The organism is Actinosynnema pretiosum, from assembly GCF_024171695.1.
In the GTDB taxonomy this organism is placed as follows: Bacteria; Actinomycetota; Actinomycetes; order Mycobacteriales; family Pseudonocardiaceae; genus Actinosynnema; species Actinosynnema pretiosum.
The window spans coordinates 173,897-199,503 of record NZ_JAMTCF010000018.1; the positions used below are offsets into that span (position 1 = coordinate 173,897).

Annotated in this window: 18 protein-coding genes and 2 tRNA genes; 12 read left to right on the forward strand and 8 right to left on the reverse strand. The window is 73.9% G+C overall.

Annotation, left to right across the window (positions count from 1 at the left end):
• Window positions 1–1,138 precede the first annotated feature (1,138 nt).
• Window positions 1,139–2,980 carry an ABC transporter ATP-binding protein gene (locus LV78_RS31415; protein WP_253849645.1) on the forward strand — a complete coding sequence of 614 codons (1,842 nt, stop codon included), beginning with the start codon at window positions 1,139–1,141 and terminating at the stop codon, window positions 2,978–2,980.
• Window positions 2,981–3,231: 251 nt separating this feature from the next.
• Here the strand turns inward: LV78_RS31415 and LV78_RS31420 are convergent, their stop codons facing one another.
• From LV78_RS31420 to LV78_RS31445, 6 genes are all read right to left on the reverse strand, one after another.
• Window positions 3,232–4,005 (reverse strand): STAS domain-containing protein, encoded by a 774-nt coding sequence (locus tag LV78_RS31420; RefSeq protein ID WP_253849646.1) that lies wholly within the window; start codon window positions 4,003–4,005, stop codon window positions 3,232–3,234.
• A gap of 103 nt (window positions 4,006–4,108) precedes the next feature.
• A complete protein-coding gene (locus tag LV78_RS31425) occupies window positions 4,109–4,621 on the reverse strand; it encodes an RNA polymerase sigma factor (protein ID WP_253849647.1) in 513 nt (170 codons plus the stop codon).
• Between the two features lie 904 nt (window positions 4,622–5,525).
• A complete protein-coding gene (locus tag LV78_RS31430; protein ID WP_253849648.1) occupies window positions 5,526–7,931 on the reverse strand; it encodes a hypothetical protein in 2,406 nt (801 codons plus the stop codon).
• A 97-nt stretch (window positions 7,932–8,028) separates the two neighbouring features.
• Window positions 8,029–8,100: transfer RNA gene (locus LV78_RS31435), tRNA-OTHER, on the reverse strand.
• A 33-nt stretch (window positions 8,101–8,133) separates the two neighbouring features.
• Window positions 8,134–8,206 (reverse strand) — tRNA-Gln (locus LV78_RS31440).
• 129 nt (window positions 8,207–8,335) lie between these two features.
• Window positions 8,336–9,295, reverse strand: a complete 960-nt coding sequence (locus LV78_RS31445) for an arabinan endo-1,5-alpha-L-arabinosidase (RefSeq protein WP_253849649.1) — start codon at window positions 9,293–9,295, stop codon at window positions 8,336–8,338.
• Between the two features lie 195 nt (window positions 9,296–9,490).
• Between LV78_RS31445 and LV78_RS31450 the strand changes: the two genes are divergently transcribed.
• Complete coding sequence (locus tag LV78_RS31450) at window positions 9,491–10,117, forward strand: hypothetical protein (protein ID WP_253849650.1); 627 nt, start codon at window positions 9,491–9,493, stop codon at window positions 10,115–10,117.
• Here LV78_RS31450 and LV78_RS31455 read toward each other — a convergent pair.
• Window positions 10,087–11,205: an AraC family transcriptional regulator gene (locus LV78_RS31455; RefSeq protein WP_253849651.1), complete on the reverse strand. Its 1,119-nt coding sequence runs from the start codon at window positions 11,203–11,205 to the stop codon at window positions 10,087–10,089. The two genes, LV78_RS31450 and LV78_RS31455, sit on opposite strands and share 31 nt — an antisense overlap.
• Before the next feature lie 71 nt (window positions 11,206–11,276).
• Between LV78_RS31455 and LV78_RS31460 the strand changes: the two genes are divergently transcribed.
• From LV78_RS31460 to LV78_RS31505, 10 genes are all read left to right on the forward strand, one after another.
• Window positions 11,277–12,731 (forward strand): flavin-containing monooxygenase, encoded by a 1,455-nt coding sequence (locus tag LV78_RS31460; protein ID WP_253849652.1) that lies wholly within the window; start codon window positions 11,277–11,279, stop codon window positions 12,729–12,731.
• 123 nt (window positions 12,732–12,854) lie between these two features.
• Window positions 12,855–14,540, forward strand: a complete 1,686-nt coding sequence (locus tag LV78_RS31465; protein ID WP_253849653.1) for a GMC oxidoreductase — start codon at window positions 12,855–12,857, stop codon at window positions 14,538–14,540.
• Window positions 14,541–14,563: 23 nt separating this feature from the next.
• Entirely contained in the window at window positions 14,564–15,151 is a 588-nt protein-coding gene (locus LV78_RS31470) for an acetoacetate decarboxylase family protein (protein ID WP_253849655.1), read from the forward strand.
• A gap of 228 nt (window positions 15,152–15,379) precedes the next feature.
• The gene (locus tag LV78_RS31475) at window positions 15,380–16,246 is read left to right on the forward strand and encodes an STAS domain-containing protein (RefSeq protein WP_253849656.1); all 867 of its coding nucleotides are present in this window, start codon (window positions 15,380–15,382) and stop codon (window positions 16,244–16,246) included.
• Window positions 16,246–16,623 (forward strand): STAS domain-containing protein, encoded by a 378-nt coding sequence (locus LV78_RS31480; protein WP_253849657.1) that lies wholly within the window; start codon window positions 16,246–16,248, stop codon window positions 16,621–16,623. Before LV78_RS31475 ends, LV78_RS31480 begins: the two co-directional genes overlap by 1 nt.
• A complete protein-coding gene (locus LV78_RS31485; RefSeq protein WP_253849658.1) occupies window positions 16,620–17,033 on the forward strand; it encodes an anti-sigma regulatory factor in 414 nt (137 codons plus the stop codon). Before LV78_RS31480 ends, LV78_RS31485 begins: the two co-directional genes overlap by 4 nt.
• 1 nt (window position 17,034) lies before the next feature.
• Entirely contained in the window at window positions 17,035–18,054 is a 1,020-nt protein-coding gene (locus LV78_RS41840) for an ATP-binding protein (protein WP_253849659.1), read from the forward strand.
• Window positions 18,051–19,901, forward strand: coding sequence for an ATP-binding protein (locus LV78_RS31495; protein ID WP_253849660.1), 1,851 nt, complete (start codon window positions 18,051–18,053; stop codon window positions 19,899–19,901). The genes LV78_RS41840 and LV78_RS31495 overlap by 4 nt, the downstream gene beginning before the upstream one ends.
• Complete coding sequence (locus tag LV78_RS31500; RefSeq protein WP_253849661.1) at window positions 19,898–21,469, forward strand: fused response regulator/phosphatase; 1,572 nt, start codon at window positions 19,898–19,900, stop codon at window positions 21,467–21,469. The genes LV78_RS31495 and LV78_RS31500 overlap by 4 nt, the downstream gene beginning before the upstream one ends.
• 97 nt (window positions 21,470–21,566) lie before the next feature.
• On the forward strand, window positions 21,567–21,923 hold the full coding sequence (locus tag LV78_RS31505; RefSeq protein WP_253849662.1) for an anti-sigma factor antagonist: 357 nt from the start codon (window positions 21,567–21,569) through the stop codon (window positions 21,921–21,923).
• A gap of 435 nt (window positions 21,924–22,358) precedes the next feature.
• On the opposite strand, the gene LV78_RS31510 is transcribed toward LV78_RS31505, so the two are convergent.
• Window positions 22,359–25,490: a SpoIIE family protein phosphatase gene (locus LV78_RS31510; protein ID WP_253849663.1), complete on the reverse strand. Its 3,132-nt coding sequence runs from the start codon at window positions 25,488–25,490 to the stop codon at window positions 22,359–22,361.
• Window positions 25,491–25,607 lie beyond the last annotated feature (117 nt).

A 25,607-nucleotide genomic window follows, 5' to 3' on the forward strand; every position in this document is an offset into this window, starting at 1 on the left:
CCAGCCAAAGGCCAACCATCTCGCTGGTGCTGGCTCCCGCCAGCCAAAGGCCTCTTGGCCGGACATCAACCGCCGCGCTGACACTGGCTCCCGCTGGTCAGAGGCCTTCCGACTGGACGTCAGCCATTGCATTGGCGCTGGCTTCCACCGGCCAAAGCACCTCACGTCGGATGCCAACCATCGCGCTGGTGCAGGCTCCCGCTGGCCAAAGGTCTTCTGGTCGGACGTCAACCGCCGCGTTGACGCAGGCTCCCGCTGGCCAGAGCGCCTCTCGCTGGACATCTACCGCCGCGCTGGTGTCGGTTCCCGCTGGCCAAGGGCTTTCTGGCTGGATGCCAACCGCCGTGCTGCCCCAGGCTCCCCAGCAGCCAAAACCCGCTCAGCGGTTGTCGACCTCTGCGCCATCAGCGCCGGTTCCCACACGCCAAGGTTCCCCTCGGCGGGTATCCACGTCAGTACTGGTGTCGACCCCACGACGGGCACCATTTCCCACGCCAGTCCCACCACCCACGTGGATGTCGGCCCTCACGCCGGCGCGCCGACCACGCAACGCGTTGGCGCGCCAGGTGCCGCCAAGCCAAGTCACCGTCCCGCTGACGTCCCCAGCCCGCACTTCCGCCCTGTCAACGTCCCCTGCCCGCCCCGCCGAGTCCCCAACTTCCCAGGCCCAGGAACCAATGCCGCCTGCCGCCACCCGGCCGAAGACCTCTCTCCACGGCGCTTCAGGTGGCGCTCCGCTCCTCGCGCCCACCGCTCTGCTCTCCGGCACCAGCACCAGCACCGGTGTCGATTCGCTCTTTCAGCCTGCTCACGAACCGGCGTCCGCACCTCACCGCAGTCGGACACGGCCCCCGCACCCCACCTCTACCTCCGTCATCCCCACCACCCACGAGCCCGTGCCAGGACTGCTCACGTCCCGCTTCTTCGCGCCCATCCCTCCCAACCCCACCCCACCCAGGTCCCCGCTGCACGGCCCCCGGTCGTCCGCGCCCGCGTCCCCGCTGTCGTCCGCGCCGCAGTCAGCACCGTCGCCCGCGCTGCCAACCGCGTCGCCGCTCGCGCCGTCGTCCGCGCCCAGGAAGGCACACCAGTGACCACCACCCAACCCCAGGCGGCCAGGCCGCAGCCGCGTGGACCGATGGGAGGCGGCGGGCCCTTCGGGGGCGGGATGCCGCCGATGGGCAAGGCCCACGACTTCAAGCCGTCCGCCAAGCGGCTGGTCGGCAGGTTGAGCCCGGAGCGGACGCCGTTCGTCGGGGTCGTCGTGCTCGGCGTGGCCAGCGTCGCGCTGTCCGTCGCCGGGCCCAAGGTCCTCGGGCACGCCACCGACATCATCTTCGACGGCGTCCTCGCCCGGATGCGCGGCGTTCCCGGCGCGGGCATCGACTTCGCCGCGCTCGGCTCCGTCCTGTCCTGGGTCCTCGGCCTGTACGTGGCGTCGTCGCTGTTCGGCTACGTCCAGGGCAGGCTGCTCAACGGCGTCGTGCAGCGCGTGGTCTACCGGCTGCGCGCCGACGTCGAGGACAAGCTGCACCGCCTGCCGCTGCGCTACTTCGACAGCCAACCGCGCGGCGAGCTGCTCTCCCGCGTCACCAACGACATCGACAACATCTCCACCACCCTCCAGCAGACCATGAGCCAGCTGCTCGTCTCCGGTCTGACGCTGATCGGCGTGCTGGCGATGATGGTGTCGATCTCCCCGCTGCTGGCGCTGATCGCACTGGCCCTGATCCCGCTGTCGATCATCATCACCGCGCGCATCCGCAAGCGGTCGCAGGCGCTGTTCGTGGCGCAGTGGAAGCACACCGGCGACCTCAACGCGCACATCGAGGAGGCGTTCAGCGGTCACCAGCTCGTCAAGGTGTTCGGCCGCCAGCGCGAGTCCGAGGAGGAGTTCCGCCGCCGCAACGACGACCTGCTCGGGTCGGCGCTGGGCGCGCAGTTCATCTCCGGTCTGATCATGCCGCTGATGATGTTCCTGTCGAACGTCGGCTACGTCGCGATCGCCGTGGTCGGCGGCCTGCGGGTGACCTCGGGCGCGATGACGCTCGGCGAGGTCCAGGCGTTCATCCAGTACTCCCGCCAGTTCACCCAGCCGCTCACCCAGGTGGCGGCGATGGCGAACCTGCTCCAGTCCGGCGTCGCCTCCGCCGAGCGGGTGTTCGAGCTGCTCGACGCCGAGGAGCAGGTCCCCGACCCGGTCGAGGAGCAGCTGCCCGCGACCCGCAGGGGCCGGGTGGAGTTCCACGACGTCAGCTTCTCCTACCTGCCCGAGCAACCGCTGATCAAGCACCTGTCGCTGGTCGCGGAGCCGGGCAGCACGGTGGCGATCGTCGGCCCGACCGGCGCGGGCAAGACCACGCTGGTCAACCTGGTGATGCGCTTCTACGAGCTGGACGAGGGCCGCATCACCCTGGACGGCGTGGACATCACCGCGCTCAAGCGCGAGGACCTGCGCTCGCAGATCGGCATGGTGCTCCAGGAGACGTGGCTGTTCGGCGGCACGATCCGGCAGAACATCGCCTACGGCAGGCCGGACGCGACCGAGGAGGAGATCCTGACCGCCGCCAGGGCGACCTACGTGGACCGCTTCGTCCGCACCCTGCCCGACGGCTACGACACCCTGATCGACGAGGAGGGTGGCAACGTCAGCGCGGGCGAGAAGCAGCTGCTGACGATCGCGCGGGCGTTCCTGGCCAACCCGTCGCTGCTGATCCTGGACGAGGCCACCAGCTCGGTCGACACCCGGACCGAGTCGCTGGTGCAGCACGCGATGGCGGCGCTGCGCTCCTCCAGGACGAGCTTCGTGATCGCACACCGCCTGTCGACCATCCGCGACGCCGACCTGATCCTGGTGATGGAGGCGGGCCGGATCGTGGAGCAGGGCACGCACGAGGAGCTGATCACGAAGGAAGGCGCCTACCACCGGCTGTACTCGGCCCAGTTCGCGGAAGCGGGGGAGAACGAAGAGAAGAGCTGAGCGCGCCACGACCTGAGCGCATCACAACCTGAACGCGGACCGAGTCCGGCCCGGCCGATCACCACAGCGGCGGTGCACCAAGCACCGCCGCCTGTGGCGGGCTGGCGGGCTGGCGGGCTGGCGGGCTGGCGGGCTGGCGGGCTGGCGGGCTGGCGGGCTGGCGGGCTGGCGGGGCGCACCCGAGCCGGTTTCGGTTGGTGTGGTCGGGAACCGGGGGGCGGTGGGAGTCAGGCCGTGGGCAGAACAGGGGTTCAGGTCGGGTCCAGGAGGGCCCACACCGCCTTGCCGCCCACGGCGGGGGCGGTGCCCCACTGGCTCGCCGCGTACGCGACCACGTCCAGGCCGCCGCTCCGGTCCCGGCGCCTGTTCGGCAGGGTGGTGCAGCGGTCCTGGACCGAGATCCTCAGGTGGCCGCCCATCAGGCGGTCGGTGAACGTCCTGGGGCTGGTCGTGGTGCGGTCGCGCGCGGTCCGGTCCCCGGTGGTGCGGTCGTCCGCGGTGGTCAGGCGCAGCCACAGGTCGGTTCTCGCGTGCGCGACGGCGTTGTCGGTCAGCGCCGCCGCGATCAGCGCCGCCGCGTCCAGCAGGCCGGTGAGGTCCCAGGCCAGGCACGTGTCGGTCGCGAACAGCCGCGCGCGCACCGGGCTCACCGGGGTCGGCGGCAGGTGGATGCGCCTGTGGCGGGGTGGGGGCAGGGGAGCGGTGGCGCGCAGGGCGCCCGCCAGGTCCGGGCTCACCGGCAGGCGTTCGCGGATCCAGTCCGCCACCGGGCGGGGGCTCACCATGGCCAGCGGGATGCCCGGCCACTTGGCCACCCGGTCCGCCACCTGGCACAGCAGGCCGAGCAGCGCCGGTGAGGCGATCTCGGTCCTGGTCAGGTCGACCACCAGCGCCACCGGGTGATCGGCCGCGACCCGCAGCAGCGCCTGGCGGAGCGGCGCGGCCGTGGACAGGTCCAGTCTGCCCACCGGGCGCATCAGCGCGGCGCCCGCTGCGTGGGACAGGTGGCAGCGCATGGTCGTCAACGGGGAACCTCCTCCGTCTCGCGGATCACCGCGCGCGCCGGTGCGCCCGGTGGTGCGTGCGGCGGTGTGCGTGGTGGCGCGTGCTCGCGGGTCGCCGCGGGCGTCACGGTGTGCTCCCGCGTCTGCGCAGGTGCCTGCGGGCGTGGGTGCGGGCCACGCGCAGCGCGCGGTCCACGTCGGGGACCGTGGAACCGGTGAGCCGGGCGATCGAGTCCCTGGTGGTCCCGTGCGCGAGCAGCGCCAGCACCCGCAGGTGCCCCACCTCCAACCCGGCCGCGTCCGCCAACGCCCACGCCGCGTGCAACCGGTCCACCACGTCCTGCGCGTGATCCGGCTGCGGGGCGGGGAGGAGGGTGGCGTTGCGGCAGGCTCGGGCGTGCGCGTGCCGCCTGTGCAGCAGGGCGGTGCAGCGGCGCCACAGCACCGTGTCCAGCAGGCCGTCGAAACCCTCGCGGTAGAGGCGGGGGAGGGACATGACGGTCACCAGCACGTCGTGCACCACGTCGTCGGCCTCGTCGCCCACGCCCAGCCGGATCGCCGCGCCGTGCAGGCGGGAACGCCTGCGCAGGCACAGGTCCCAGGCCTGGGACTCGGTGAGCAGGGCCGGATCGTCCACCGGTGGGGTGGCTGCGGCTCGTGGGGGAGTGCGTGGGGCGGGGACGGGTGCGATCGGGGGAGGCGGCGTGGTGGGGAAGGACCAGGGCGGGGCGGGGGGAGCGGGTGCTGGGCCGAGGTCGGGCAGTTCGAGTGCGGCTGTTGCGGTGAAGCGGGTTTCGGAAAGCGCTTTCCCCTGGGGGGTTGCGGTGCTCGGCCAACTGGCGGCACCGGGAGACGAGGAGCCTGGGGCGGGGGAGGGTAATCGGGCCTCGGGGAGCGTCGGGGAGGTGGGCATTCCCTCGGGACCTCCGGGTGTCGGGGCGCTTGGGCATGACGGAGGCGCCTGGGCGGCCGGTGTGCGGGGCGGAGGTGCTGGCTCGGGAGGTGCTGGTTCGGCCGGTGCCTGCGCAGTCGGTGCGCGTGATGGAGGCGCCAGCCTGGGAGGTGCCTGCGCAGTCGGTGCGCGTGACAGGGACGTCGGCTCGGGAGGTGCCGGTTCTGGAGGTGTCAGCTCAGCGGGTGCGCGTGGTGGGGGCGGAGGTGTTCGCCCTGCCGGTGGGAGCGGCGGAGATGTCGGGACGGGCCTGGGGTTGCGCTGTGGATTCGCGTCCCCTCTCACCGCGCACCCCGCATGATCAACCGACATCTCCGCGTTCGCGCGAGGTGGGAGGCCACGCACCCCCTGCCTCGCGCTCGGCCCCATCCGGGCAAGTGCCAGGGTTCACGAGGTGTGCGGTCCCTGGCCAGGGTTGCATTTGCCGAGGGGTGCTGTGTCGGCACGATCGGGTGAACTTTGGCCTGCGGCGACAGGGTCCGGGTGCGCTGGGAGGTCGGGTTCGGCGTGGCGGTTGTGCTGCCTCGGCCTGCGCTTGACAGCGGGGGCGGGGCGCTCAAGGCGGTCGAGCCTTGAGCGCCCCGCCCAGTCACCGGGAGGAGCGCTCCAGCAGCCAGTGCTCCCCGGTCGTCCAGCCGAGCAGCCTCCGGCCGCCGTTCGGGGTGGTGCCGTCCTCGGTGAAGCGGCCTCCGGCCAGCACGTGCTCCAGGCCCGCCACGGCGGGCTCGAAGCGGGCGGAGCGGTCGTGCTCGGACAGGCGTTCGCGCAGGCCCGCGATCAGCGCGCCGCGCTCCCGCTCGTCGCAGTACCCGAGCAGGAACACCGCCTGCCGCCACGCGTAGGCCACGTTCTTCACCAGCAGCAACCCCGCGTGCCACCCCGCCACCGGCTGGGCGAGCCTGCGCGCGATCCAGGCGAACACCTCGCCCACCGCCTCGGGCGCGATCCGGCGCAGCCGCCCGCCCAGACCGAGGCCGTCGACGAGCACCGCCAGGTTGTGCGTGGTCAGCACCTGGCTCTGCTCCAGCACCATCCCCCTCTCGGCCACCCACGACCCGCCCGAGGAACCGGTGGTCGCCCCAGCCTTCGCGCGCCGCCCGCACTCCGCGCCGAACCACTCCGCGGTGCGCCTGCCCGACCGGGACCCGCGCTCCGGCACGAGCGGCGCGGGCTCGGTCAGGTCGTAGTACGCCGCGTACGGCGTGCCGCGCGTGACCCGGTGCGCGACGACGGCCGCGTGGTGCCACTTCTCGGTGAACCTGCCCATGAAGATGTCCGCCGCGATCTCCTCCACCAGCGGCAGCCGCACCTGCGCCTGCCCGGCCAGCGCCGCGAACTCGGACACCAGCGGGTTCGGGGTGATCGTGTGCGGGAACGCCGTCAGCGCCAGCAGCGCGGTCTGCTCCAGCGCCTCGCGCGCCGCCCGCGCCGCGTCCGGCTCCGCCGAGCGGAACACGTCCAGCGCCGCCACCCACGGCAGCTCCTCGAACCGCACCTGCGACGCCAGGTCCACCAGCAGCAGCGACCTGCGCCGCCGGAACGCCCCGTACGCCTGCTCCCGCAGCGCCCCGGCGACCGGGTCGGCGAGCCCGGCCGCGAGCAGCCGCGCGGTCACCTGCGGCAGCACCTCGGCCAGTACCTCGCCGGACGGCACGACCCCGCGCCGCACCAGCTCGGCCACGGGGGCCTCCAGCGCGAGGTCGAGCCTGGCCAGCAGGTGCTCGGGGAAGTCGCTGCCCTCGGGCAGGCCCTCACCTGGGCGGGCCGGACCGGACACCGCGTCCGAGCGCGGCAGGCCACCGTCCTGGTCGAGCCCGGACAGGCGCTCGGCCAGCACCGCCGCGAACGCCGCGTGCGTGGGCAGGGCGACCACCGCGGCCTGCTCGGCGCGCAGCTCGGCGTGCCGGGAACCCCGGCGGGTCAGCGCGTTCGCGAGCGCCCGCCGCACCCAGCCGATCTCGCGCGCGGTCAGCGCCGCGCTGGAACCGACCGCACCGGAACCGACCACGCTGGAACCGACCGCGCCCGAAGCCTTCGACCCCAGTGCGCGTGAGCGGACCACCCGAGCCCGGCCACCGCCGGAACCGGCCGCGCCGACCGCGTCGACCACGTCGCCCGCCGCGCCGCACCGCGCCAGCGCCGAGCGCAGCCGGGTGAAGTTGCTCCTGGGGTGCGCGTGCCGCCCGGTCCGCTCCCCGGCCCGCGCCGCCGCCGCGAACCACGCCGCGCGACGCTCGGCCCAGTCCTGCGGCCACACCTGGCACGGCCACCCGCCGCGCACCGCGCCGTGCTCGTCCAAGCCGGGCAGCTCGCCCTCGACGGTGGACGCCCACAGGTCGACCAGCTCGTCGTGCAGCGGGTTCCACACGCCGAGCGTGGCCCGCATCGTCTCGACCTGCGCGGGCACCGCGACCCGCCGCAGCCCGTCCGCCACCGCCGACACCGGCAGCCGCCGCACGACCGTCCCGGTCAGGGCGGACCGCGCCGCGCGCCGGGGCGCGAACCGCAGCCGGTGCAGCCACGGGGTGATCTCGTCGAGCAGCTCGACCGCAGCGTCGACCCGCCCGGCGGCCAGCAGCACCACCACGGCCGGGATCGCCGCCTCCTCGGGCGTCTCCACCCGGTACTCGCCGGACGCCAGCAGCTCCAGCAGCGCGGCCCCGCCCTCGTCGCCGAGGTGCCACCAGTTCAGCCGCTCCCGGTCGGTGCGGCCCGGCGCGTCGTCGGGCAGCAGCGCCAGCAGCTCCACCTCGTCGTCGTCCAGCTCGGCGGTCTCGGCGAGCAGCCGCCCGGTGGCGAACCCGCCGTGCGCGACCTCCAGGGTCACCCACGGCGGCGTCCCGGACACGGGCGTGCGGCTGCCGACGGACAGCGAGCCGTCGGCGACGCCCCTGAGCACGTCCCCCCACTGCCGGGTCCGCTTCGCGGAGGCCGAGTCGAGCGCGCGCAGCAGCTGCGCGAACGCGTAGGAGGTGGAGGCGGTGTGCTCGGACATGGCTGTGCTCCGGTGGGGAAGTCGCTCCTGGACGTGCGGGGCGCGGCCCCGGACGACGCCGGGGCCGCGCGACGAGAGGACGAGCGCGGTGAGGAGGACGTGGAGGCCGGGCTCGAACCGGCACCCTCCCGGTAACAGCCGGGCGATCTGCCGCTTGATCTACTCCACGGCGCCCCGCGCTCGCGGGACGGGCCCGCTCTCGACATGGAGGCGGGAATCGAACCCGCGCCCACCCGGTCCAGAGCCGGGTGCTCTTCCAGCTGAGCTACTCCACGGTGGACGGAGCCTCACGACTCCGTCCACAGCAGACCATAAAGCCCTCACCCGTTCGTGTCTCCCGGTTTTCCCCCGAACGCGACGGCGCGCCCCCGCGCTGGAGCGGGGGCGCGCCGGGTGGGGCCGGATCAGTGCAGGTAGGGCCAGCCCGCCGAGTCCCAGGCCAACCAGTTGACGCCGAGCTGCGACGCCCCGCTGTCGGTGTAGTAGTGGTACGTGATGATGTCGCTGTCGGAGTCGCTGAACACGTCCTGGTGACCGGGCCCGTGGATGCTGCCCTGCCCGGCCAGGATCTCCGTGCCGCCCCCGGACGTCATCGCCGTCCCGTTGCGCGCCACGTACGGCCCGGTCACGCTCGTCGACCGGCCCACCATCACCCGGTACGTGCTCGCCGCCCCCGCGCAGCAGCGGTCGAACGACACGAACAGGTAGTAGTACGACCCGTGCTTGAAGATCGTCGGCGCCTCGATCGCGCCGCCGCCCCGGCCCGCGATGGACCGGATCGTGCTGTCCGAGCGCTTCCCGGTCGACGGGTTGAGCTGCACGAGCTTGATGCCCGACCAGAACGAGCCGAAGCTCAGCCACCACCTGCCCTGGTCGTCCACCACCAGGTTCGGGTCGATGGCGTTGTAGTCGTTCGAGCCGCTGGACTCGATCACCAGGCCCTGGTTGGTCCACGACCCGGACGCGCCGGTCGTGCTGGTGGCCAGGAAGATCGCCGACTTGTTCGAGCCGAACGTCGACGCCGAGTAGTACAGGTAGTAGCGGCCGTTCTGGTACGACAGGTCCGGCGCCCACAGGTTCCGGCTGCCGCCGGTGTACGCGGTGGTCCAGGACGCGCCGTTCGGGAAGACCGCGCCCGCGTTGCGGAACGCCGTGCGGTCGGTGGAGGTCTTCAGCGCGATGTTGTCCCCGGTGTGCGCGACCAGGTAGGTCCCGTCGGGCTTCTTCACGAACGTCGGGTCGTGCACGCCGATGTCGCCGGTGACCACGCCGGGGTACGGGTAGGCCATCGCCTGGCCCGCTCCCGGCAGGACCAGCGCCAGCGCCGCGAGCAGCACCAGCGCGCGCTTCGTCGCTCTTGCCACGGTTCTCCTCGATCCACGGTGATGGAGGGTTCGGCGGCGGCGGACCGGGCGCGTTCCGGGAGGCGCGACCGGTCCGCCGACCGTAGCGAGGCGGGGGTGGTGCTGACAAGGACGGTTCAAGGTGGTGAAATTCCCCCGCGCCCCCGGTGATCTTCACCCTCGGGGGTGGTCCGCGCGCCCACCGGAAGGACTCCCGTGCAGCTCGCCTCCCCGACCCCGCTGCGGCGGTTCGCCAAGCTCGTCACCGAGGTCCTGGCGCCCTGGGTGTGGGTGGTGTGGCTGCCCGCCGCGATCGGCTGGAGCGCCACCGGGACCGCGTTCGGGGCGCTGGTGTGGGGCGCGGTCGTCGCCGTGTTCGGCGCGGTGATCCCGATGGCGGTGATCGTGCACGGCGCGCGCAGGGGCCGCTGGGACAACCACCACGTCACCCGCCGCGAGGACCGCCTGGTGCCGCTGCTGACCTGCGTCGGGTCGGTCGGCGTCGGCATCGCCGCGCTCGCGCTCGCGGGCGCGCCGCACGAGATGATCGCGCTCGCGGCGGCCATGTTCAGCACGCTGGTCGTCACCACCGCGATCACCCTGGCCCCCGGCGGGCGCGGCTGGAAGATCTCCGTGCACTCGGGCGTGGCGTTCGGCGCGATCGCGATCCTGGCCATCCAGAGCGGCCCGTGGTGGGCGCTGCTGTGGCTGGCCTCCGCGCTGGTGGCCTGGTCGCGGGTCGAGCTGGGCGACCACACCACCGGGCAGGTGTGCGGCGGCGCGGTGCTGGGCGTGCTCGGCGGCGGCGGGATCTACTCGATGGGGCTGGTGCTGCTCGGCTGACCCGCCCCCGCCCCCGCGCCCGCGCCCGCCCCCGCGTCCGCCAGCGCCCCGGAACCACCCGTCCCCGGGCCTCCGCGCCACGTCGCGGGCGTCACCCCCTTCCACCGCTTGAACGCGTGGATGAAGCTCGACGCCTCCGCGTACCCGAGCCGCCGCGCCGCCTCCTCCACCGACAGCGCCCCGCCCCGCAGCAACCGCTCGGCCAGCGCCTCCCTCACCTCGTCCAGCAGCTCCCGGTAGCTCGTCCCCGCCCCGGCGAGCCTGCGCCGCAGCGTCCTGGTGCTCACCGACAGCTCCCGCGCCACCCGGTCCATCCCGGCGTCCAGCGCCCCCGGCCCGGCCAGCCGCTCCCGCACCTCGTTCGCCACCCCGCCCCGCTCGCGCCGCCGCGCCACCAGTCTGCGGCACTGCGCCTCGCACGCCGCCAGCGTGTGCGGGTCGGCCTGCGGCAGCGGCCGGTCCAGCAGACCCGCGTCGTACACCGCCGCCGTCACCGGGGCCCCGAACACCGGCCGCACCCCGAACGCCCGCTCGTGCGCGCCCACCTCGCCCGGTTCGGGGAAGGCGAACACCACCGACCGCAGCGGCAGCCCGCCCGGCAGCAGCTCGCCGATCACCGAGTGCACCGCCGCCAGGTCCCGCTCGGCCAGGAACCGCCCCACCGGGTCGGGCAGCCCGGTGGTGTCCAGCAGCACCCGCACCACCCCGCCCGACACCGACGCGCTCGGGATGCAGAACGCGAAGCTCAGGTCGAGGAACCGCAGCGCCACGTCCACCGCGTCCCGCACGCTCCGGCTGCTCAGGAACGCGAACCCGAGCACCCCGAACGTGGTCGCGTGGTACCGCCCGCCCAGCTCGACGCCCGCGTCCGGCAACGCCGCCGCCAGCGCCCGCACCACCCGCAGCTCCTGGTGCGCGCTGACCTCCCCGTCCGGGTCGGCCAGGTCCGCCGCGACCAGCCCGGTGCCCGCCAGCAGGTCGTCCTCGGCGAGCCCGCGCTCGACCCCGAACCGCACCAGCAGCGCCACGCCCGCGACGCCGCGCGGGAAGTCCCAGTGCCGCACGGCCGGGTCGGCGAGAGGGGGCATGGCCGGAATTGTGGATTCCGCGGCCTCGATTGTCTTGGGCCGATGGGGTGCTCCAGGCCTAGCCTCGGCACGTGGACAACGGGGTCGACGTGGTGGTGATCGGCGCGGGCTTCGCCGGGATCGGCATGGCCGCCTCGGCGCTGCGCGCCGGGTTCAGCGCGCTCGTGCTGGAGAAGGCGCAGGACGTGGGCGGGGTGTGGCGGGACAACACCTACCCCGGCGCGGCCTGCGACGTGCCCTCCTCGCTCTACTCGTTCTCGTTCGCCCCCGAACCGGGCTGGCAGCGCCGCTACTCCGGCCAGGCCGACATCCACTCCTACCTGCGGCGGGTCGCCGCCGAGACCGGGGTCCTGCCGCACGTGCGGTTCGGCGCCGAGGTCGTCTCCGCCGACTACGACGAGCCCGCCGCGCGCTGGCGGGTCGTCCTGGCCGACGGGCGCGAGCACACCGCCCGCCACCTGGTCACCGCCGTCGGCCAGCTGTCCCGCCCGGCCGTCCCCGACCTGCCCGGCGCCGCCGACTACACCGGCCGGGTCTTCCACAGCTCCCGCTGGGACCACGACCTCGACCTGACCGGCCTGCGCGTCGCCGTCATCGGCACCGGGGCGAGCGCCGTCCAGTTCGTGCCCGAGATCCGCGAGGTCGCCGCCCGCGTCACCGTCTTCCAGCGCACTCCGCCGCACGTCATCCCCAAGCCCGACCGCGCCTACACCCGCCGCCACGCCGCCCTCTACCGCGCGTTCCCGCCCGCGCAGGCCGTCGGCCGGGCCACCACCTGGGTCGCGGGCGAGTTCCTCACCGCCGCCATCACCGCCGTGCCCGCGTTCGGCAAGGCGATCGAGGCCGCCTTCCACCTGCACCTGCGCCGCCAGGTCCCCGACCCCGCACTGCGCGCAGTCCTCGTCCCCGACCACCCGGTCGGCTGCCAGCGCGTGCTCTTCTCCAACACCTGGTACCCGGCCCTGAGCAGCGACAACGTCACTCTGGTCACCTCGCCCGCCACCGCCTTCACCCCGCGCGGCCTGCGCTCGGCGGACGGCGTCGAGCACCCGGCGGACGTGGTCGTGCACGGCACCGGGTTCGCCGCCACCGAGTTCCTCGCCCCGATGCGGATCAGGGGTCGCGACGGCGCGGAGCTGGCCGACCGGTGGCGCGACGGGGCCCGAGCCCACCTGGGCATGACCGTCCCCGGCTTCCCGAACCTGTTCGTGCTCTACGGCCCCAACACCAACCTCGGCGGCAACTCGATCCTGCAGATGGTCGAGCCCCAGGTCGGGTACGTCACCGCCCTGCTGGAGCGGATGCGCGCGCACGGCCTGACCAGCGCCGAGGTGCGCCCCGAGGTCGCGGGCGCGTTCGACCGCGAGGTCCAGGACCGCCTCGGCCGCACCGCGTGGGCGCGCTGCCGCAGCTGGTACCGGGTCGAGAGCGGGCGGATCGTGAGCAACTGGCCCGGCCAGGTGTGGGAGTACCGGCGCAGGACCGCGCGCCCCGACCCGAGGCACTTCCGCTTCACCCGCCCCTGACCCCGATCTCGACCCCGTCCCCACCTTCGCCCCTCGCCCCTCGCCTCCACCCCCGCCCCTGTTCCCGCCCCCACCCGGACCCCCGACCTCGCCCCCGACCCTCGACCCACGCGGAGGAGCACCGTGCCCGACCCAGCCCACGACTACGACGTCCTGGTGATCGGCTCCGGCTTCGGCGGCGCGGTCAGCGCGCTGCGCCTGACCGAGAAGGGCTACCGCGTCGGCGTCCTCGAAGCGGGCCGCAGGTTCGCCGACCACGAGTTCGCCCGCACCTCCTGGCGGCTGCGCGACTACCTGTTCGCCCCGGCGCTCGGCTGCTACGGCATCCAGCGGATCGACCTGCTGCGCGACGTGCTCGTGCTCAGCGGCGCGGGCGTCGGCGGCGGCTCGCTCGTCTACGCCAACACCCTCTACCGGCCCGGCGAGCACTTCTTCACCGCGCCCGCGTGGAGCGGGACCGCCGACTGGAAGTCCGAGCTGGAGCGCTGGTACGACCAGGCCGAGCGGATGCTGGGCGTGGTGGAGAACCCGCTCACCACCCCGGCGGACCGGGTGCTGCGCGCGGTCGCCGACGACCTCGGCGTCGGCTCCACCTACCACCGCTCCCGCGTCGGCGTGTTCTTCGCCGAGCGCCCCGGCCAGCGGGTGGCCGACCCGTTCTTCGGCGGCGTCGGGCCCGAGCGCGCCGGGTGCACGCACTGCGGCGAGTGCATGACCGGGTGCAGGCACAACGCCAAGAACACCCTGCCCAAGAACTACCTGCACCTGGCCGAGCGCGCGGGCGCGACCGTCCACCCGCTGACCACCGTCACCGACGTGCGCCCGGTCGCGGGCGGCTACGAGGTGCGCGCCCACCGCACCGGCAGGCCGTGGCGCACCGAGGTGCTCACCGCGGGTCAGGTCGTGTTCTCCGCCGCCGCCATGGGCACCCAGCGGCTGCTGCACTCGCTGCGCGACCGGGGCGTGCTGCCGCGGATCTCCGCGCGCCTCGGCGTGCTCTCCCGCACCAACGCCGAGGCCGTGCTCGCGGTGAAGGCCCGCACCGACGACGTCGACTACTCGCGCGGCGTGGCCATCACCTCCTCGGTGCACCCGGACGCGCGGACCCACGTCGAACCGGTCCGCTACGGGCGCGGCAGCAACGTCATGGGCCTGCTCATGACCGTGCTCGCCGACCCCGAGCCGGGCAGGGCGCGCTGGCGCAGCGGCGTCGACCGGCTGGTGGCGCAGCGCCGCGACCTGCCCAGGCTGCTCAACCCCAGGCGCTGGTCCGAGCGGTCCGTGGCGCTGCTGTTCATGCAGAACACCGACACCTCCCTGACCACCAGGGGCAGGCGCGGCCCGTTCGGCCGGGGCCTGACCTCGGGACCGGGGGAGGGGGAGCAGAACGAGGTGTGGAACCCGGTCGGGCACGAGCTCACCCGGCGTGTCGCGGAGAAGATCGGCGGCATCCCCGGCGGGGCCTGGACGGACTTCTTCGACGTGCCCCTGACCGGCCACTTCATCGGCGGCTGCGGCATCGGCGCGTCGGCGGAGAGCGGCGTGGTCGACGCCTACCACCGGGTGTTCGGGCACGAGGGCCTGCACGTGGTGGACGGCTCGACCATCCCGGCGAACCTGGGCGTCAACCCGTCACTGACCATCACCGCCATGGCCGAGCGGGCGATGTCGCTGTGGCCGAACAAGGGCGAGCCGGACCCGCGCCCACCCCTCGGAGAGGTCTACCGGAGGGTCCGCCCGGTCACCCCGCGTCACCCGGTGGTGCCGCCGACCGCGCCCGCCGCGCTGCTGCCCATCACCCCCGTGTGACCGCCCTGCGAGAGGATCACCCGATGGAATACCCACCGGAACCCTGGGACCTGCACGGGCACGGCTGCGCCTCGCTCTGGGCGGTCAGGACCACCCCGCCGCTGCCCGACGGCGTGCGCCCGGTGCGCCTGCTCGGCCGCTCGCTGGTGGTCACCGGCTTCGTCGCCTACCTGCCCGGCAGCCTGCTGCCCTACAACGAGCTGCTCGCCGCCGTCCTGGTCCGCAAGGGCTGGCGGCTCGGCCTGACCATCACGCACATCTGGGTGGACAGCGAGCCGTCCAAGGCGGGCGCCCGTGCCATGTGGGGCATCCCCAAGGAGCTGGCCGACCTGGACGTCACCCGCACCTCCGGCGACGCCGAGGGCATCGCCGCCGCCCGCCTGGTGCCCAAGGGCGCCACGCTCCCGCTCAAGGCCGCCCTGCCGCTGTGGCAGAGCCTGGGCGGTCGCACCGCGCGCACCCCGTTCCGGGCGAGCGGCAGGGGGATGCTCACCCGGCTGGAGTGGCGGTTCGCCGCCAAGGGCCCTCTCGGCTGGCTCCTGCCGCACCGCCCGCTGCTCGGCGCGGTCATCCCGGAGTTCCGGATGCGGTTCGGCGGCGACCGGGACTGAGCCGGGGGACCGCCGCCGCCGAACCGGGCACGCGGCGAGCGCTGCTCCGCCCACGAGTCGGGCACGCGTTGGGCCGAACGGGCGCGCGACCGGGCACACCCCGTGCCCGGCGCGTCCCCGACGGGCGCACCACTGCGGTCACCACCCCGCCACGCGGCCCGCCGTCACCACCTCCCCCCGTCCGCCCACTACTCTCTGCTTCCAGTAGTCCTAGGAGGAGGCAGCAGAGTGGTTGCGGACGCGGGGCAGGGCAGCGAACACCGCCTGACCGGGTTGTTGAGGAACAATGCAGGCACGGTCATCGCCAGGTGGGGCGACGCGGTGCTCGAGCAGATCCGGGGCCGGGTGACCAAGGCGGAGCTGGAGCGGGACTTCGGCGAGCTCTACACCGCCCTGCTGCACGTCGTCGACGACCGGGATCACTACCAGGTCACCGACCGCAACGCCGAGGTCAAGGCGCTGCTGGAGGACATGTCGCGCAACCGCGCCCGGCAGGGGTACACCCCGTCGGAGACCGCGTCCAGCATCTTCGCCCTCAAGCGCGTGGTGTTCGAGCTGGCCGACGAGCTGCCCGAGACCGACACCGACCTGTTCCGGCAGCTCATGGGCTTCTCCCAGCTGCTGGACGCGCTCGGCCTGATCACCTTCGAGACCTACTCGCGGGCCCGCGAGGAGATCATCCAGGAGCAGTCCGAGCAGCTCCTGGAGCTCACCACCCCCGTGGTGAAGATCTGGGAGGGCATCCTGGCCGTGCCGCTGGTCGGCACCCTGGACTCCGCGCGCACCCAGGTCGTGATGGAGAAGCTCCTCGAAGCGCTGGTCGAGACCGGCTCCGAGCACGCCATCATCGACATCACCGGCGTGCTCGCCGTCGACACCCAGGTCGCCCAGCACCTGCTCAAGACCGTCGTCGCCGCCCGCCTGATGGGCGCGGAGTGCACCATCTCCGGCATCCGCCCGCAGATCGCCCAGACGATCGTGGCGCTGGGCATCGAGTTCGGCGACATCACCACCAAGGCCTCGCTGTCCGACGCGCTGCGGCACGCGCTGCGCCGCGAGGGCGTCGAGGTCACCCACGATCGGAGCGCCCGGTGATGATCGAGCGCGTCCCGATCCTCAAGATCGGCGACGTCCTGCTGGTGTCGATCCAGATCGACCTGCAGGACCAGAGCGTCCTCGCCCTCCAGGAGGACCTCGCCGAGAAGATCAGCGCGACCGGCGCGCACGGCGTGATCATCGACATCTCCGCCGTGGAGATCGTCGACTCGTTCATCGGCCGCATGTTCGCCACCATCGCCTCGATCTCCAAGCTGTTCGACGCCGACACCGTCGTCGTCGGGATGCGCCCGGCCGTCGCCATCACCCTGGTCGAGCTCGGGCTCACCCTCGGCGGCGTGCGCACGGCCCTGGACCTGGAGCGCGGCATGAAGATCCTCGGAGTGCTCGGCAGGCAGCGCAGAGGCGAGCTGTGACCACCCCCGTGGGGTCCCCCGACCTCCAGCCCATCTCGGGTGACGACGACGTGGTGCGGGTGCGCCAGCTCGTGCGCAACCACGCCCTGAAGGTCAAGCTCTCCCTGGTCGACCAGACCAAGCTGGTCACCGCCGCGAGCGAGCTGGCCCGCAACACCCTGGTCTACGGGGGCGGCGGGCGCGCCAGCGTGGAGGTCGTCACCGACGGCCGCCGCCAGGGCGTGCGCGCGGCCTTCACCGACGAGGGCCCCGGCATCCCCGACCTCACGCTCGCGCTGGCCGACGGCTGGAGCAGCGGCAAGGGCATGGGCCTCGGCCTGTCCGGCGCGCGCAGGCTGGTCGACGAGTTCGACCTCGACACCGAGGTCGGCCGGGGCACCAGCGTGACCGTGGTCAAGTGGAAGCGGTGACGTGGCGCAGGTGAACCAGTTCCTCCCGGTCACGGAGGACGTGGCCTGGGTGCGCGTCGAGGAGACCGCCCAGGTCGGCAGGGCCCGCAGGGCCGCCACCGCGCTCGCCGAGCAGCTCGGCTTCCCCGGAACCAGGGTCGCCGAGATCGGCCTCGCCGTCACCGAGCTCGGCACCAACCTGCTCAAGCACGCCCGCGAGGGCCAGGTCCTGGTCCGCTCGCTGCGGGCCGTCGACCAGGCCGCCGTCGAGGTGCTCTCGCTCGACTCCGGCCCCGGCATCCCGGACGTCGACCTCGCGCTGCTCGACGGCCAGTCCAGCACCGGCACCCTGGGCCTGGGCATGGGCGCGGTGGCCCGCGCGGCCGACACCTGCGCGGTCTCCTCCAGCCCGCGCGGCACCGCCCTGGTCGCCCGCTTCCACCCGCGGCGCGGCCCCCTGTCCGACATCCCCGACGACACCGCCACCGGCCTGACCAGGGCCATCGGTGGCGAGGAGGAGTGCGGCGACGCGTGGGCCGTGCGCCGCGACGGCGACCGGCTCGTCCTGATGATGTGCGACGGCTCCGGCCACGGACCGCTGGCCGCGTCCGCCTCCCGCGAGGCCGTGCGGCTCTTCCGCGCGCACCCGAGCACCTCGCCGCAGGAGCTCGTCACCCACCTGCACGGCGCGCTGCGCGGCACCAGGGGCGGCGCCGTCGCGGTCGCCGAGCTGGACCTGGCCGCCCGCACCGCCCGGTTCTGCGGGCTCGGCAACATCGCCGCGTCGGTCCTGACCGCCGACCGCAAGCAGGGAATGGTTTCGGCACCCGGCGTCGCGGGGTACCAGGCGCGCGTCATCCGATCGTTCGACTACCCGCTGCCGGAGGGGGCCGTGGTCGTGCTGCACTCCGACGGCCTCACCGAGCGGTGGGGTCCCGATCCGGACCTGGTCACCGGTCCGCCGCTGCTCACCGCCGCCGCGCTGCTGCGCGACGCGGGCGTGCGCCGCGACGACGCGGGCGTCCTCGTGGCCACCACGTGAGCCCGCACCGGGCTCCCGAGGGCGTCGGGGGGCTGCTGCGCCTGTCCGTGTCGGCCGATCCCGACGTGTTCCTGCTGCGCCAGCGCGGTCGCGAGGTCGCCGCGGGCATCGGCATGGACGGCCAGGACCAGATCCGGGTCGCCTCCGCGCTCAGCGACCTCGGCCGCGAGCTGGTCCGCCGCTCCGAACCGGCCACCGTGCTGTTCGGGCTGCGCGCCGACCCGAGGCCCGCGCTGGTCATCGAGTTCGGCTGGACCGGCGGCCAGGCCACCGGTCCCGGCTGGGACACGGTGCGCCGGTTCATGGACGCGGTCACGGCCGACGAGAACGGCACTCGGGTGACGTTGGTCAAGGAGCTGCCCCAGGGCAAGCTCCCACCCACGGCCGAGGAGGTGGGTCGTCTGCGTCGCGAACTTGCCGCCGCAGCCGGCGGTGACGCGCTCGACGAGCTGCGCACCCAGAACCAGGAGCTCTTGGCGGCCATGGAGGACGCCGAGGCCAAGGGGCGCGAGCTGGAACGGCTCAACTCCGAGCTGGAGGACACCAACCGGGGCGTCATGGCCCTGTACAAGGAGCTGTCCGACGAGCTGGAGCAGACCAACCAGGGCGTGGTGGCCCTGTACGCGGAGCTGGAGGAGAAGACCACCCAGCTGCGCGAGGCCGCCGAGGCCCGCACCCGCTTCTGGTCCACCATCAGCCACGAGCTGCGCTCCCCGGTGAACTCGGTGGTCGGCCTGACCCGGCTGATGGCCGCGCCCGGCTCCGACCCGCTCACCGAGGAGCAGCGCCGCCAGGTCACCCTGGTCAACCAGGCGGGGGAGACCCTGCTGGCGCTGGTCAACGAGCTGCTGGACACGGCCAAGGCCGAGTCGGGCAGCCTGCGCCCCAGGCCCGCCCCGGTGGACCTGCCGCTGGTGGTCGCGCAGCTGCGCGGCGCCCTCCAGACCACCGCCCGCACCCCGGACGTCGCCCTGGTCGTGGACACCCCGCCGGACCTCCCGGTGCTGGTCACCGACGAGACGATGCTGGTGCGCATCCTGCGGAACCTGCTGTCCAACGGGCTGAAGTTCACCGAGCGCGGCGAGGTGCGGCTGACCGTGCGCCCCGACGGGACGGGCCCCGAGCCGGGGCTGCGCTTCACCGTCGCCGACACCGGCATCGGCATCCCCGCCGAGGAGCAGGCCAGGGTGTTCGAGGAGTTCTACCAGGTCGCCAACAAGCTCCAGGCCGGGGCGAGCGGCACGGGCCTCGGCCTGCCGTACGCCCGCAAGCTCGCCCGCATCCTCGGCGGCGACCTGGTGCTGACCAGCGCGCCCGGCGAGGGCACCAAGGTGGAGCTGCGGCTGCCGCTGGGCACCGACGACGCGCAGCCCGTTGGCACCGCGCTGGTCGTGGACGCCGACGGCGGCAACCGGACCCTGCTGACCGCCGCGCTGGACGGCATCGCCACCAGGGTCGCGCTGTCCGCCGACGGCCGCGACGCCCTCGCCGCCGCCCGCGCCGAGGTGCCCGGCCTGGTGCTGCTGTCCTGCGACACGCCGCTGGTCAGCGGCAGCGAGGTGCTGTCGGTGCTGCGGCAGGACGCGGTGCTGCGCGGCGTCCCGGTCGTGGTGACCTGCCCGGACGCAGACAGCGCCGTCGAGCGCACGGTGTCCAGGCTCGGCGCGGTCGTGCTGCCGCTGGCGGGCCTGACCGGCGAGGTCGTGCGACGGGCGGTGCGCGACGCGCGCGCGGCCGTGCGCGCCCTGGTCGCGTCGGACTCGACCGCCCGCGCCACCCTCCCACCCCTCGGGGCGCGCTCGCTGCCGCCGGGGGCCCGAACCCTCCCACCGGGGCCGCTGCGATGAACCTCCCCCAGCCCACCCCGGCGCACATCCTCGTCGTGGACGACCTGGAGGCCAGCCGGTACATCACCGCCAGCTGGCTGCGCAGGGGCGGCCACCTGATCACCGAGGCCGTCACCGGCGGCCAGGCCCTCGAACTGCTCGACGAGGTCGAGTTCGACCTGGTCGTGCTGGACGTCAACCTGCCCGACATGAGCGGCTTCGACATCGCCGAGCGGATCAAGGGCGACCCGCGCACCGCCGCCGTGCCGGTCGTGCACGTGTCCGCCGCGCACCGCGAGGCCGAGGACCGCATCACCGGCCTGAACCGGGGCGCGGACGCCTACCTCACCGAGCCGGTCGACCCCGGCGAGCTGCTGGCCACCGTCGAGGCGGCCCTGCGCTACTACCGGGCCCGCGCGCTGGCCGAGCGCCTCGCGGACCGCCTGGCCAAGCTCACCAGGGCCACCCTGGCGGTCAACGCCGCGCAGACCTTCGACGACCTGGCCGAGGCCGCCGCGACCGGCACCGCCACCGTCCTGGACACGGCGGCGACCGCGCTGGTGCCCACCCCGCAGGGCGCGGTGCGCTCCTGCCGGGCCGAGGGCGGCGAGGCCGTGCTCGACACGGCCCCGGACGACGTCCTGGAGCGCCAGCCCGGCGACGGCGAGGTCCGCCTGGTCGAGGACCCGCCGTGGCGCCCCGGCGAACCCGCCGCCGTGGTCGCGGCCCGCCGCAACCAGCGCCGCACCCCGATCCTGCTCGCGGTGGACCCGGCGAGCGCCACCACCGACGAGGACCGCAACCTGCTGCGCCAGCTGGCCCAGGCCACCGCGCTGGCCGCCGACGGCCTGCGGGCGTTCGCCGAGGAGCACAACCTAGCCCTGACCCTCCAGCGCAGCCTGCTGCCCAGGGTCCTCCCGACCAGACCGACCCTGCCCATGACGGCCAGGTACGTGCCCGCGTCCGCGCACGCCGAGATCGGCGGCGACTTCTACGAGGTCACCGAACTCGACGACGACCGCCTGCTGATCGCCATCGGCGACGTGTGCGGGCACTCCCTGGACGCGGCCACGATCATGGGCGAGGTGCGGCACGCGCTGCGCGCCTACGCCGTGGAGGAGCGCGACCCGACGGTCATCCTGGCCAAGCTGGACGCGATGCTCCAGCGCTACCACCCCTTCCGGGGCATCACGACGCTCTGCCTGTTCCTGGTCGACCCGGCCGACGGCTCCACCCTGGTGGCGAACGCGGGCCACATCCCACCCCTGCTGGCCGACCGCTCGGGCACCCGCTACCTGGACGAGATCCGGGGCCCCCTGCTGGGCGTCGGCCTGCCGAGGCCACCGGCGACCCCGATCGTGCTGGCCGAGGACACCCTGGTCCTGCTCACCACGGACGGCCTGGTCGAGCACGCGGGCGAGGACATGGACGTCGGCCTCGACCTGCTGCGCGAGTCCGTGTCGCACAGCGACGACATGGACGCACTCTGCGACCGCCTCCTGGCGGAACTGGGCCAGGAGAAGAAGGACGACATCGCTCTGCTGGCCTTCCGCAGGCTCGGCCACCTGAACGGGGGAGAGGCCGAGTAATCCGGACACGGTGAGTAGACTCTCCGGGAAGCCGGATAGTCGTGGGTTGAGCAGCCAGCCCGTTCGCACGGACCAGCAGCGCGTGGAGGCACAACTCATGGACGGACAGACGGGCGCGGTCACCCGCGAAGCGGACGGAGTGCTGATCACCCGGATCACCGGCGAGGTCGACGCAGCCAGCACCGACCCGATCAGGGCCGAGGTCCTGGACCAGCTGGACCAGGCGACGGGCGCCCTGGTCCTGGACCTGCGCGAGGTGGTCTTCTTCGGCTCCAGCGGCATCTCCCTGCTGGCCGAGTCGTACGCCAGGGCCCAGCGCCGAGGCCTGGCCCTGGCCGTGGTGGCGGACCAACGCGCAGTCCTGCGCCCCCTCCAGGTGACCGGCATGGCCGACAGCCTCTTGATCAAGCCCACCCTGGACGAGGCAGTGGAAGCCGTCCGCCCCCAGCCCTAACCCCACCGCACCACAAGCACCACCAACGGCCCGCAAGCCGACCGCACCCCCAGCCCCCAGGCCACCCGCCAAGCGGGCTGCGGGGCGAGCGCAGCGAGCCCGCAGCCAGCCCATCCCGCGTCCCTCGTCTCCGTTTGGCCTGGCGCAGCCCGAGCACGCTCGTCAAGATGCCGCCGCACTGCCACGGCAGACCGCCCGAGTCATCCGGCGTCTTGACGAGTGTGCTTGCCTGAAAGGAGGCCAAACGGAGACGAGGGACCCCGCCCACCGCAGGGGTAAACCGGACCACCGCCCCAACGGTCACCGGCCGGCAGAGCTCGTCCCTCTCGTTTTTGGAGGCCTGCCCCGCCGGCGAGGCGAGCTCTTCAGCTCTTGACTTTCAGCTCTTCCCTCTTCGCTCTTAAGCTCTTCCCTCTTCAAACCCCACCCCACCCCCTACCGGGGCACCATCCGCAACGCCAACCGATCCCCGGCCGCTCCACCGTGCAACCCGGACACGGCCATGATCCGAGCAGGCGCGCTCCCCTCGGTCACCACCACCCCGACCGAACGCCCCCGCCCAGCCGCAACCTCGGCAGCCTCCAACAACAAAGCCACCCCGGAACTGCTCAAGTACCCCAACCCGCTCAAATCCAGCTCCACGGGCCGCCGATCCGCAACATCCACCCGCGACAACAAGAACTCCCGCAACGCCCGAACCCCGTCAAGGTCCAGATCCCCACCCAGGTGCAACACCTGCACCGCGTCCCGGAACTCCTCCCCGGCCGTGCACCGAGCCCCCACCACCGGCCCACGCACCGCCCGCGCCGCTCGCCCCCTCCGCTCTCCCCGCCCCCCAGCCGACGAGGGCACCCCATCCCCCTCGGGAACCACGAACTCCACCACGGTCCCCTCAGCCCCCCTGGTGAACACCGCGTCCCGCCCCACCGTCTGGATCAACTGCACCCCACGCCCCCGGTGCCCCTTGTCCTCCGGAGCGGGCCGCCACTGCCCCCAGTCGCACACCCGAACCCGAACCCCGCCATCCGCGACCCGCTCCACCCGGTACTCGAACTCCCCAGGACCATCCGGATAAGCGTGGTCAACGGCGTTGGCCGCAGCCTCCCCCAACGCCAACTGCAAGTCGCACAACAAGTCATCCGAAAGCCCAGCCCGCCCGGCCCACTCCGCCACCCGCCGCCGCATCCCCGACAGCTCAGGCGCCTCCGCCGCAACCCGCTTCCGCAACGGCTCCGGGATCTTCCGCACCACCACCAGCGCCACGTCATCGTCCTGCCCGCCATCGAGCAGCGCGGACGTGATCCGATCAGCCAGCTCGTCCGGCCCGAGCTCGTGCTCGTCCCTGACCAACCGCAACAGCGCGTCCAACCCGGCGTCGATCAACGCCCCGCGCCGCTCCACCAACCCGTCCGTGTACAGCACCACCATCCCCCCGGACGGCAGCACCACCGTCGACTCCCGGTAAGCCGCCCGCCCAGGAACCCCCAGCACCGTCCCGGTCCCGATCGGCAGGAACCGCGACCGCTCGGGCTCCACCAGCAGCGGCGGCGGGTGCCCCGCGCTGGCCCACCGCAGCTCCCCGGTGCTCCAGTCCAACGTCAAACAGGCGCACGTGCTCCCCGGAGCCCCCCGAGTCCGCAGCGCGAACGCGTCCAACCGCTCCAGCGCCGCAGCCGGGGAGTGCCCGTCCAACAAGTACCCGGCCAGGGCGCTCCGCAGCTGCCCCATCACCGCGGCGGCCTGGGGCCCCTTCCCGACCACGTCCCCCACCGACAGCGCCACGGTCGTCTCCCCGACCGGCAGCACCTCGTACCAGTCCCCGCCGATCTGCGTGTGCGCCGAAGCGGGCAAGTACCGCGCCGCCGCGGCCAACCGGGGCAGCGCGGGCAGCTCCCTGGGCAACAGGCTCCGCTGCAACGCCTCCGCGATCTCGTGCTCCCGGTGCCGCAGCACCTCCCGCTCGGCCTCGGCCCGCTGCCGCTCGGTGATGTCCCGCCCGATCGCCTGCAACCCGGTCGGCGTGGCCTGGATGCTCAGCTCCAGCGCGACCGCGCCCCCGTCCGAGCGCCGCACCTGCCACACCTCGGTCACCACGTCCGGCGCGCCGTCATCGCTCAGCAGCGCCGCCAACCGCTCCCCGCGCTCCGACCCCAGCAGCGCCGCCACAGGCTTGCCCACCAGGTCCTCGCGCGCGTGCCCGAGCAGCGCGCACGCGGCCGGGTTGACCTCCACGAACCGCAGGTCCCGGTCCACCACCCAGATCCCGTCGGTCGCCCGCTCCACGAGCTGCCGGAACCGCCGCTCGCTCTCCCGCAGCGCCCGGTCGGCGTGCGTGCGCTGCACCGACTCCCAGCACCGGTTGGCCACCACCGACACCAGCTCCACCTCGGCGGGCGTCCACCGCCTCGGCCCGGCCTGGTGCACGGCCAGCGCGGCGGCGAACCGCCCGCCGCGCAGCAGCGGCAGGCAGATCACCGCCCGGATGCCGGTCCGCCGGTAGACGGGGCGCTCGGCGTCGGTCAGCCTCGGGTCGCCCTCGCTGTCGCGCACCACCCACGGCTCGCCCGCGCGCATCGCCAGCAGCGCGTCCGCGCCGAACGAGGACATGGCGAAGCGGCCGGTCAGCGGCGGCAGCCCGGTCGCGTGGTCGCCGCTCATCGTGAAGTGGTCCTGGTCGGCCTCGGCCTCGGCGTACGCGCACCGGTCGGCGCCGAGGTGCTCGCCGAGCAGCCTGGTCGCGGCGGTCATCACCTCGCCCGCGTCCTCCAGCCGCTGCAGCTCCACCTCCAGCCCGGCCAGGAACCGGCCGCGCTCCTCGGCGGCCCGGCCGGGCGAGGTGTCCACGAGCACGCCGTGCAGCGCGGTGGGCTCGCCGCGCTCGTCGCGGGCCACCCGCACCAGGTCGTGCAGCCACACCACGCGCCCGTCGGCGGCGATGGCGCGGTAGTCCAGCTCGTAGTCGGCCAGCCCGTCCACGTCGCGGGCGGCCAGCGCGTCCCGGTCGTCGGGGTGCACGACGGAGTCCCAGAACCCCGGCTCGCCCAGCCAGCGCCCGACCGGGTGGCCGAGCAGCCGCTCGGCGTGCCGTGACACGAACGTGTAGCGCCCGGTGATCGCGTCGGCGGCCCAGACGACCACCGGCAGGTCGTCCACCAGCCCGCGCAGCGGTTCACCGGGGACCTCGCCGGGGACCTCGCCGGGCTCCTCGAACGGGGCGAAATTTGTGCCAGGCGTTGTGTGAATTCTCACGTCGACGGTAGGTGTGTCGCCACCGGCGCCGACACCCGCCGCCGCAGGGGTCGCCACCAGCGCGTACCCCTCGCCGAGCGCGACGCAGACCACCCGGACCGGCACGCCCGCGAGCTCGCCGACGCCCGTCCAGGCCCCCTCCTCGGCCGCGCCGTCGACGGCCTCCCGCAGGCTCTCCGGCAGTGCGCCGAGGTCCTCACCTGCGGAGAGTCCGAGCAGGGTGCGGCCTTCGGGCGCCAGCGACAGGAGGGTGCGGTCGACCCCCAGGTGGGCCACCAGGACCGGGGAACTCGCACGGTCTGCGCGGAGATCGAACACCGCCAGAGCGTACCGGGGGCGTCGGGGGGACGGGGCCGCGCCGGGCCGTCCGGCCCGACTTCGGCCGCAGGCGGCCGTCCCGGCGGCCCCCTTCACCCGCACCGGTGAAAAGGGGCG

Bases quoted from the DNA above. Each gene is read 5' to 3' on its own strand.
- LV78_RS31430 (WP_253849648.1), bottom strand. From the start codon at position 7,931: ATGTCCGAGCACACCGCCTCCACCTCCTACGCGTTCGCGCAGCTGCTG.
- LV78_RS31415 (WP_253849645.1), top strand. From the start codon at position 1,139: ATGGGAGGCGGCGGGCCCTTCGGGGGCGGGATGCCGCCGATGGGCAAG.
- LV78_RS31470 (WP_253849655.1), top strand. From the start codon at position 14,564: ATGGAATACCCACCGGAACCCTGGGACCTGCACGGGCACGGCTGCGCC.
- LV78_RS31505 (WP_253849662.1), top strand. From the start codon at position 21,567: ATGGACGGACAGACGGGCGCGGTCACCCGCGAAGCGGACGGAGTGCTG.
- LV78_RS31480 (WP_253849657.1), top strand. From the start codon at position 16,246: ATGATCGAGCGCGTCCCGATCCTCAAGATCGGCGACGTCCTGCTGGTG.
- LV78_RS31500 (WP_253849661.1), top strand. From the start codon at position 19,898: ATGAACCTCCCCCAGCCCACCCCGGCGCACATCCTCGTCGTGGACGAC.
- LV78_RS31455 (WP_253849651.1), bottom strand. From the start codon at position 11,205: ATGCCCCCTCTCGCCGACCCGGCCGTGCGGCACTGGGACTTCCCGCGC.